Origin of the sequence: Cupriavidus respiraculi (genome assembly GCF_914271545.1) — a bacterium.
In the GTDB taxonomy this organism is placed as follows: domain Bacteria; phylum Pseudomonadota; class Gammaproteobacteria; order Burkholderiales; family Burkholderiaceae; genus Cupriavidus; species Cupriavidus respiraculi.
This window is the reverse complement of record NZ_CAJZAH010000008.1, coordinates 32,194-41,250: the sequence shown is the minus strand read 5'-3', so window position 1 is coordinate 41,250 and position 9,057 is coordinate 32,194. Positions and strand designations below refer to the sequence as shown.

Genomic DNA, 9,057 nt, shown 5'->3' with positions numbered 1-9,057 from the left:
CCCCGCACCGCATGCAGCTGCTAGGGTTCTCCGCCAGCCAGGTCCATCCGCTCGCCACGCTCGAGGCGGCCCGCGAATTCCTCGTCGGCAACGCCGCGGCGCGCTTCGTCTGGATCGATTGCCCGATCGAGGAAGTCACCGCCAATCCCACCGCATGGCGCGAAGCCATGCAGACCGTGGCAGGCGCGCCCGTGCTGGATCTGCACCTGACCGACGCCATCAATCCGGCGCATCCGTCGTACTTCGACACGACGCACGCGTACGACATGGTGATCTTCCGCAAGCTGACCTTCGAGACCAGCCGGCTGATCGCCGAAGGCGGGGAAGCGGCCGCGACGGCGGCGCTTGCCGCCGCACCGGCCGCGGTCGCGGTGCCGGCCGCCACCGTGCAGGGCCGGCCGGTATCCGATACGCCGCCGGCACCGCACACCGCAGCGCCGCTTGCGCCAGTCAACGGGGCCGCCAACGGCGCATCCCACCCACCGCCGTCCATGACTTCGGTATCGTCCACCGCTGGCCCGGTGAAGCCGCGGCGGCACCCTCCCGGCTTTCTGCCGGCGCTGGCGCGCATCGACACCCAGCCTGTCACGTTCTTCGTCTTCGACAACGTGCTGATCACCGTGCGGCCCAGCCAGTCCCGCACGATCGAGCAGGTGCGGCAGCGCCTGATCGAGCTATGCCAGGCCTCCCGCCCCGCGAACCGCACCAATGGCCAGGTGACGCTGGTGCACGGTATCCGTCCACCGACGCGGCCGGAGGACCTGATGCTGCGCCTGCTCAACGCGATGGTGGACCGCTACCTGGACCTGCGAGCCCCGCTCACACGCCAGCTCGATCGCTGGCAGCGCGCGCTGCTGAACGCCGACAGCGGTTTCTCGAGCTGGGAGGGATTGCTCGATGCCCGTATCCAGCTGCGCCGGCTCGAGCATCTGTGTGAGGAGCAGCGCGACGCGCTGCAGGAATTCCGCGATGGCCTGCTCGACAACAGCTACAGCAGCCAGACCGGCGGCGGCGTGACGGACCGCGACGAAGTGCTGCTGGTGCGCATCAACGACGTCATGGAGCATATTTCGCGGGTCCTGGCCCACGCCCGGCGGCTGGAGGATTCGATCGAATCGGCGGTGCAGATCCATTTCTCGGCCGTGGCGCACCGCACCAACAACACCATGCGCATGCTGACCATGATCACGGCGCTGTTCATGCCGCTGACGCTGATCACAGGCATCTTCGGCATGAATTTCGAACGCATGCCGTGGCTGCGCGAGCCCACCGGTTTCTGGTGGTCGATCGGCCTGATGGGCGGCGTCATCGTCAGCCTGGCCGTGGCGTGGTTCGTGGGCAGGCGGTTGCGGCGCGGCTGAGCCGCGCGGCAATCAGGCGTCCGTGGCGGGTCCGAGCGCCCGCTGCAGGCTGGCCAGGAAACGGCCGGCCGACTGGTAGCCGATCACCCGCACCGTGCTCTCGCGTCCATCGGCGCCGAACAGGATGATGCCGGGAGGGCCGAACAACCCGAAGCGCTTCAGCAGGGCCTTGTCGTCGGCATTGTTGGCCGTCACGTCCGCCTGCAGCATCACCACGCCTGCCAGGCGCGCGCGCACCTTGGGATCGCTGAAGGTGAAGCGCTCCATCTCCTTGCAGCTCACGCACCAGTCGGCATAGAAGTCGAGCAGCACCGGTTGCCCGGCGGCGGCCGCCTGGGCGAGCCGGGCGTCGAGTTCGGCGATCGAGCGCACGCGCTCGAAGCGGACCTCTGCATGCGCATTGGCGCTCGCCGCTCCCTGCGGGGATCCCACCGTCTCCGGCGCCAGCGCCAGATGCGCCAGCGGCTGCAGCGGATTGCGTCCGCCCGAGGCGAGGCCCACCAGCAGGATGGCGCCGCCCAGCGCCGCCAGCACCCCCACCCCCTTGCCCAGCCGGGTCAGCGGGTGCGGCTGGGCGCCAAGCCCGTCCAGCGCGCCGAGAAAGACCGCGGCGATCAGCAGCCACGCCGCCCACGCCAGCATCAGCAGCCACGACGGCAGCACGGGTCCCACCATCCAGATCGCGACCGCGATCAGCAGAAAGCCGAAAAAGCGCTTGGTAGCCTCCATCCAGCGCCCCGCGCGCGGCAGCAGGTTGCCGGCGCCGACGCCCACCAGCACCAGCGGCACGCCCATGCCGATGGCCATCGCGAACAGCGCGGCGCCGCCGGTCACGGCATCGCCGGTCTGCGCGATGTAGGCGAGCGCCCCGGCCAGCGGCGCGGTCACGCAGGGACCCACGATCAGCGCCGAGATCGCGCCCATCGCCGCCGCGCCGGCAACCTGGCCGCCGCGGCGGCGGTTCGACGACTCCGTCAGCCGGGTCTGCCAGCGCTGCGGCAACTGCAATTCGTAGGCGCCGAACATCGACAGCGCCAGCGCCACCATCAGTGCCGCGAAGACGCCGAGCACCCAGGGATTCTGCAATGCCGCCGCCAGCCCTTCGCCGAGCAGCCCGGCGGCGACGCCGACCGCGGTGTAGACCACCGCCATGCCCAGCACATAGGCCAGCGAAACGGCCAGCGCCCGCCCGCGATGCACGTGCTCGCCGACGACGATGGACGACAGGATCGGCACCATCGGCAACACGCACGGCGTGAAGGTCAGCAACAGGCCGAGCCCGAAGAACAGCGCGACGATGAGTCCCAGATTGCCCGTTGCCAGCGTGCCTGCGATGCCCTCGCTGTCGTCCACCGCGCGCCCGCCACCCACGTCCGCGCCCGTCGCCGCCTGCCGGCGCTGCGCGGGCAGAGGGGCCGCCGTGACGGCCGGCGTGCTGTCCCGCTTGCCGAACCAGCCGGCCAGCGCACCGCCGCCGACCTGGTGGACGCTTTCCATCGGCGGATAGCACAGCCCCTGGTCCGCACAGCCCTGCGAGGTCACCACGAGCGACCACTTGCCGTCGGCGGGCGCGGAGACCACCGGCACGCGGATGGTCACGGTGCCGCGGTAGGTCTCCATCTCCTTGCCGAAGGTCTCGTCGAACTTGACCTTGCCGGCCGGGAATTCAGGTTGGCCCAGCTTGACCGCATCCGCCGGCTGCGCGGTGAACGCGAAGCGCTCGCGGTACATGTAGTAGCCGTCGGCGACATCGAAGCGCACCTCGATGTTCTGCCCATCGATCTCGCGCGCCGCGAAGCGGAACGCCTTTTCGGGCGGCAGGAAATCGTCCTGGCCCGCCGCGCGAGCGGGCGATACGGTCGCCAACGCGAGCAGCACCAGGACCGTCGTGGTCACGATCGCCCACGCCGCCGCGGCGATTTGACGCATCGTCCTGCTACCGTCCGCGCCCGTCCGCGTCCACACCGTGCTGCTCATCCGTTGTCCTCTTCCATGTTCGCGCCTGCGCCGGTCTCGCCCGCGGCCCACGCCAGATAGGGCGCGAAGCCTGCCACCAGCGGCATCGCGACGATCTCCGGCACGTCATAGGGATGCGCCGCCAAGATCAGCGCCTCGAGTTCGGCATAACGCGCGCGCGTGGTCTTGATCAGCACCGGCCATTCCTCGGCCTGTTCCAGCCCGCCCTGCCACCAGTACTCCGACTGGCATGGACCAAGCCGGTTCACGCAGGCGGCCAGCCGCGCCTGCAGCACCGAGCGCGACAGGCTCGCCGCGCTCTGCGCGTCCGGAAGATTGGTCATCACGACGATGACGTCGCTACCGGCCTGCTTGTCGGTTCCGTTCTCGCTCATCGCATCCATCGCCTCGGGCGCCAAAAAACAAAAGAGCCAGGCATTGCCTGGCTCGATTGTAAGCGTTGTCCGGTAGACCCATCGACGAGCGATGGGCGGCGGATGCAACCTTATTCCGCGGCTTCTTCGGCCGGGGCTTCGGTGATTTCCGGACGATCCACCAGCTCGACCAGCGCCATCGGCGCGTTGTCGCCCTGACGGAAGCCGAACTTCAGCACGCGGGTGTAGCCGCCCGGACGGGTGGCGTAGCGCGGGCCCAGTTCGTTGAACAGCTTGGTGACCATGTCGCGGTCGCGCAGACGGGCGAAGGCCAGGCGGCGGTTTGCCACGGTGTCCTTCTTGGCCAGCGTGATCAGCGGCTCGACGACCTTGCGCAGCTCTTTCGCCTTCGGCAGGGTGGTCTTGATCAGCTCGTGCTGGAACAGCGAGTTGGACATGTTGCGCAGCATCGCGAGACGGTGCGACGAGGTGCGGTTCAGTTTCCGCAAGCCATGACGGTGACGCATGATGATTCCTTTTGATTACAGTGTTTGACCAGCTCTTCTATCGCCAGCGGCGCGATCCCTTCGGGTCGTTCCGCCCGGCGCGGGCCGGTAGTCGGTCGGTGCCGCGAACCGGAGTCAGCGGCGGGTCCTGATGGCCGGGCGGCGAACCGCCCGGCCACGCAGATTACTTTTCCAGGCCAGCGGGCGGCCAGTTCTCGAGCTTCATGCCGAGCGTCAGGCCACGCGAAGCGAGGACTTCCTTGATTTCGTTGAGCGACTTGCGACCCAGGTTCGGGGTCTTCAGCAGCTCGTTCTCGGTACGCTGGATCAGGTCGCCGATGTAGTAGATGTTTTCGGCCTTCAGGCAGTTGGCCGAACGCACCGTCAGCTCCAGATCGTCCACCGGACGCAGCAGGATCGGATCGATCTGCGGCGCGCGGCTCGACGCGGCTTCCGCCGACGACTCGGTGCCTTCCAGCGCGGCGAACACCGACAGCTGGTCCACCAGGATACGGGCCGACTGACGAATCGCTTCCTCGGGCGAGATCACGCCGTCGGTTTCGATGTTCATCACCAGCTTGTCCAGGTCGGTACGCTGTTCCACACGGGCGGACTCGACCGCATACGACACGCGGCGAACCGGCGAGAACGAGGCGTCCAGCACGATGCGGCCGATCACCTTGCTCGACTCGTCGCCGAACTTGCGCACGTTGCCGGGCACATAGCCGCGGCCCTGCTCGACCTTCACCTGCATGTCCAGCTTGCCGCCGGCGGACAGGTGGGCGATCACGTGGCCCGGGTTGATGATCTCGACGTCGTGCGGCAGCTCGATATCAGCGGCCGTCACCACGCCTTCGCCTTCCTTGCGCAGCGATACCGTGACTTCGTCGCGGTTATGCAGCTTGAAGACGACGCCCTTCAGGTTGAGCAGCAGGTTGACGACGTCTTCCTGCACGCCATCAATGGTGGAATACTCGTGGACCACCCCGGCGATTGTCACTTCGGTCGGAGCATAGCCGACCATCGACGACAGCAGCACGCGACGCAAGGCATTGCCGAGCGTATGGCCGTAGCCCCGCTCGAACGGCTCCATCACGACCTTGGCGTGATGATCGCCTTGCGGCTCGACGGCGATGATTTTAGGCTTGAGAAGTGCTGTTGGCATTAGGTTGTCCTTTTCAATACCCTCGGCTCGTTACACCGATAAGGCTGACGTTTGGAACCTGAAAACCCATCCTACGATGGGCAATAAGCCCGGCGCGCATGAGCGCGCCGGGCTGAAAAATTGAGCTCGACGAAAAGCGCAAGCCTTGACCGTTCGGACAGGGATCAGGCGATTAGCGCGAATACAATTCGACGATCAGGCTTTCGTTGATGTCGCCCGAGATATCGGCGCGATCCGGCACTTGCTTGAACGTGCCTTCGAACTTCTTCGCGTCCACGGCGACCCAGGTCGGGAAGCCCGACTGCTCGGCCAGCGACAGCGATTCGGCGATACGCACTTGCTTCTTCGACTGCTCGCGGATGGCAACCACGTCGCCAGCCTTGATCTGGGCCGACGGCACGTTCAGCGTCTGGCCATTGACCAGGATCGCCTTGTGCGACACCAGCTGACGCGCTTCAGCACGGGTCGAACCGAAGCCCATGCGGTACACGACGTTGTCCAGACGCGTTTCCAGCAGTTGCAGCAGGTTCTCGCCGGTGTTGCCCTTGCGGCGGTCGGCTTCCGCGAAGTAGCGGCGGAACTGGCGCTCGAGTACGCCGTAGATGCGCTTGACCTTCTGCTTTTCACGCAGCTGCGTGCCGTAGTCCGAGGTGCGGGCACCCGACGTGCGGCCATGTTGGCCGGGCTTGCTGTCGAGCTTGCACTTGTCCGCGAGCGAGCGACGTGCGCTCTTCAGGAACAGGTCAGTACCTTCACGGCGGGAGAGTTTGGCCTTCGGGCCGGTATAACGTGCCACTTTATCTTCCTTCCTGATCGATCACGGCGCCATCATGACGCGCCGCGAGTCCGCCAGACGTGCTTCGGGCAAGAGCCGCGAAACAGCGTATTGGGCGAACGGTGGGCTTATCCAACGGGCTCCCGGCATGAGAGCCCGCAAATCAGCGATGCGGGCAAACGACACACGGACGCCTCGAGCGCCCTGGCGACGTTGCCATATAAAACGCGAAATCCTGCCGCGAACTTCTGCAGCAGGAAAACGCGAGATTCTATCACAACTGGAAACCGCGTTAGGGACACCCCTGCGGAATCCAGCTATGCAGCGCCCTTAGATGCGGCGGCGCTTCGGCGGACGGCAGCCGTTGTGCGGAACCGGCGTCACGTCTTCGATGATGGCGATCTTGATGCCCAGCGCGTTCAGCGCACGGACGGCGGACTCGCGACCCGGGCCCGGGCCCTTGATGCGAACTTCCAGATTCTTGATGCCTTGATCTTGCGCCACACGACCGGCGTTCTCCGCGGCCACCTGGGCTGCGAACGGGGTCGACTTGCGCGAGCCCTTGAAGCCCTGGCCGCCTGCCGTCGCCCACGACAGGGCATTGCCCTGACGGTCGGTGATCGTGATGATGGTGTTGTTGAACGAGGCGTGGACGTGCGCGATGCCGTCCGCGACGTTCTTCTTCACCTTCTTACGCGCGCGCTGGGCTGCGTTGTTCGGACCTTTTGCCATTAGTTTCTTCCTCTGCCTTGGGCTTTACTTCTTCAGAGCCACGCCGGCCTTACGCGGACCCTTGCGGGTACGGGCGTTGGTACGGGTGCGCTGACCGCGCATCGGCAGGCCCCTGCGGTGACGGAGGCCACGATAGCAACCAAGGTCCATCAGACGCTTGATGTTCATCGTGGTTTCACGACGCAGGTCACCCTCGACCGTGACCTTGCCAACTTCGTCACGAAGCTTTTCCAGGTCGGCGTCAGTCAGGTCCTTGACCTTCTTATCAAAGGGAACGCCGGTGGCCTCGCAGATCTTGCGGGCGCGCGAGCGGCCGATACCGTAAATAGCCGTCAGGCCGATCTCGGTATGCTTGTGGTTCGGGATGTTAACCCCTGCGATACGTGCCATTCGTCAATCCTCTTTACGATTAGCCTTGGCGTTGCTTGTGGCGGGGATCCGACGAGCAGATCACGCGCACGACACCGTTGCGCTTGATAACTTTGCAGTTGCGGCAAATGCGCTTAACAGAAGCCAGCACTTTCATGATTTTCCTCTTCCTTCAATTCCTGTTCGGCTCACTTCGTCCGGAAGACGATGCGCGCTCGTGACAGATCATATGGGGTCAGTTCAACCGTCACCCTGTCACCCGGAAGAATCCGGATGTAGTTCATTCTCATCTTGCCGGAGATGTGCCCCAGCACGATATGGCCATTCTCGAGCCTGACGCGGAACGTTGCGTTCGGGAGGTTTTCCAGTACCTCCCCCTGCATCTGGATGACATCGTCCTTTGCCATACCGAGAGTCCGAACCGGTCCGAACCAACCCTACTACTTCAACGCAAGGTCAGATTGCCCTTGAAATTCGCCTTCTTGAGCAGCGACTCGTACTGCTGCGACATGACATAGGACTGGACCTGGGCCATGAAGTCCATCGTGACGACCACGATGATCAGCAACGAGGTTCCGCCGAAGTAGAACGGAACGTTCCAGCGCAGCACCAGGAATTCCGGCAGCAGGCACACCAGCGTGATGTAGATCGCGCCAGCCAGCGTCAGTCGCACCAGAATCTTGTCGATATAGCGCGTCGTCTGCTCGCCCGGACGGATGCCCGGAATGAAGGCACCGCTTTTCTTCAGGTTGTCTGCCACTTCGCGGCTGTTGTAGACCAGCGCCGTGTAGAAGAAGCAGAAAAATACAATCGCCGCAGCATAGAGCAGGATGTACACCGGCTGACCAGGGGACAGCGTCGCCGCCAGATCCTTGATCACCCGACCCACCGACCCCGTCGCATCCGACGTGAACCAGCCCGCGATGGTCGCCGGGAACAGGATGATCGACGATGCGAAGATCGGCGGAATCACCCCGGCCATGTTCAGCTTCAGCGGCAGGTGCGACGACTGACCGCCGTACACCTTGTTGCCGACCTGACGCTTGGCATAGTTCACCAGGATCTTGCGCTGGCCACGCTCCACGAACACCACCGCGAACGTGACGCCGATGACGATCGCCACGATCAGGATCGCCGCGATGATGCTCATCGAACCGGTACGCACCAACTCGAACAGGCCACCGATCGCATTGGGCAAGCCCGCCGCGATACCACCGAAGATGATGATCGAGATGCCGTTGCCCAGGCCCCGTTCGGTGATCTGCTCACCCAGCCACATCAGGAACATCGTTCCCGTGACCAGCGTGATCACCGCGGTCGCCCGGAACATCATGCCCGGATCGATCACCAGGCCAGGCTGGGACTCGAGCGCGACCGCGATCGAGAAAGCCTGGAAGGTGGCCAGCAACACCGTGCCGTAGCGCGTGTACTGGGTGATCTTGCGTTGTCCTGCCTGCCCTTCCTTCTTCAGCAGCTCCAGCTGCGGCAGCACGATCGTCAGCAACTGCATGATGATCGACGCCGAGATGTACGGCATGATGCCGAGCGCGAAGACGGTAAAGCGCGACAAGGCGCCGCCCGAGAACAGGTTGAACATCCCGAGGATGCCACCCGACTGACTCTGGAATAGCTTCGCGAGCTGCTCCGGATCGATTCCCGGCACCGGAATATGCGCACCGATGCGGTAGACGATCAGGGCCAGCACCAAGAACATCAGCCGGCGCTTGAGGTCGCCATACTTCGCCGTGTTCTTGGCTTGTGCGCTTGCATTGGGTTTCGCCGTGGCCAAACGATGCTCCGACTGTGACTCGCCTATGCT

Annotated in this window: 11 protein-coding genes; 1 reads left to right on the top strand and 10 read right to left on the bottom strand. The window is 64.9% G+C overall.

Annotation, left to right across the window (positions count from 1 at the left end):
* Positions 1–11: 11 nt before the first annotated feature.
* On the top strand, positions 12–1,361 hold the full coding sequence (locus LDO27_RS23170; RefSeq protein WP_224044197.1) for a magnesium transporter CorA family protein: 1,350 nt from the start codon (positions 12–14) through the stop codon (positions 1,359–1,361).
* Positions 1,362–1,373: 12 nt separating this feature from the next.
* Here LDO27_RS23170 and dsbD read toward each other — a convergent pair whose 3' ends face one another.
* The 10 genes from dsbD to secY all read right to left on the bottom strand — a co-directional run bounded on the left by dsbD (position 1,374) and on the right by secY (position 9,027).
* Complete coding sequence (dsbD, locus tag LDO27_RS23165; protein WP_224044196.1) at positions 1,374–3,290, bottom strand: protein-disulfide reductase DsbD; 1,917 nt, start codon at positions 3,288–3,290, stop codon at positions 1,374–1,376.
* Between the two features lie 44 nt (positions 3,291–3,334).
* Positions 3,335–3,712 carry a divalent-cation tolerance protein CutA gene (gene cutA, locus LDO27_RS23160; protein ID WP_224044189.1) on the bottom strand — a complete coding sequence of 126 codons (378 nt, stop codon included), beginning with the start codon at positions 3,710–3,712 and terminating at the stop codon, positions 3,335–3,337.
* Between the two features lie 110 nt (positions 3,713–3,822).
* Positions 3,823–4,218 carry a 50S ribosomal protein L17 gene (rplQ, locus tag LDO27_RS23155; protein ID WP_222209721.1) on the bottom strand — a complete coding sequence of 132 codons (396 nt, stop codon included), beginning with the start codon at positions 4,216–4,218 and terminating at the stop codon, positions 3,823–3,825.
* A 163-nt stretch (positions 4,219–4,381) separates the two neighbouring features.
* Positions 4,382–5,362 (bottom strand): DNA-directed RNA polymerase subunit alpha, encoded by a 981-nt coding sequence (locus tag LDO27_RS23150; RefSeq protein ID WP_222209723.1) that lies wholly within the window; start codon positions 5,360–5,362, stop codon positions 4,382–4,384.
* 172 nt (positions 5,363–5,534) lie between these two features.
* Complete coding sequence (gene rpsD, locus LDO27_RS23145; RefSeq protein WP_222209725.1) at positions 5,535–6,158, bottom strand: 30S ribosomal protein S4; 624 nt, start codon at positions 6,156–6,158, stop codon at positions 5,535–5,537.
* A 309-nt stretch (positions 6,159–6,467) separates the two neighbouring features.
* Positions 6,468–6,869: a 30S ribosomal protein S11 gene (rpsK, locus tag LDO27_RS23140; protein ID WP_130393144.1), complete on the bottom strand. Its 402-nt coding sequence runs from the start codon at positions 6,867–6,869 to the stop codon at positions 6,468–6,470.
* Positions 6,870–6,893: 24 nt separating this feature from the next.
* Complete coding sequence (gene rpsM / locus LDO27_RS23135) at positions 6,894–7,259, bottom strand: 30S ribosomal protein S13 (protein ID WP_144832071.1); 366 nt, start codon at positions 7,257–7,259, stop codon at positions 6,894–6,896.
* Between the two features lie 19 nt (positions 7,260–7,278).
* The gene (gene rpmJ, locus LDO27_RS23130; RefSeq protein WP_006160433.1) at positions 7,279–7,395 is read right to left on the bottom strand and encodes a 50S ribosomal protein L36; all 117 of its coding nucleotides are present in this window, start codon (positions 7,393–7,395) and stop codon (positions 7,279–7,281) included.
* Between the two features lie 31 nt (positions 7,396–7,426).
* Positions 7,427–7,645, bottom strand: coding sequence for a translation initiation factor IF-1 (gene infA, locus LDO27_RS23125; protein WP_222209727.1), 219 nt, complete (start codon positions 7,643–7,645; stop codon positions 7,427–7,429).
* 38 nt (positions 7,646–7,683) lie between these two features.
* A complete protein-coding gene (gene secY / locus LDO27_RS23120) occupies positions 7,684–9,027 on the bottom strand; it encodes a preprotein translocase subunit SecY (protein WP_222209729.1) in 1,344 nt (447 codons plus the stop codon).
* Between the last annotated feature and the right edge of the window lie 30 nt (positions 9,028–9,057).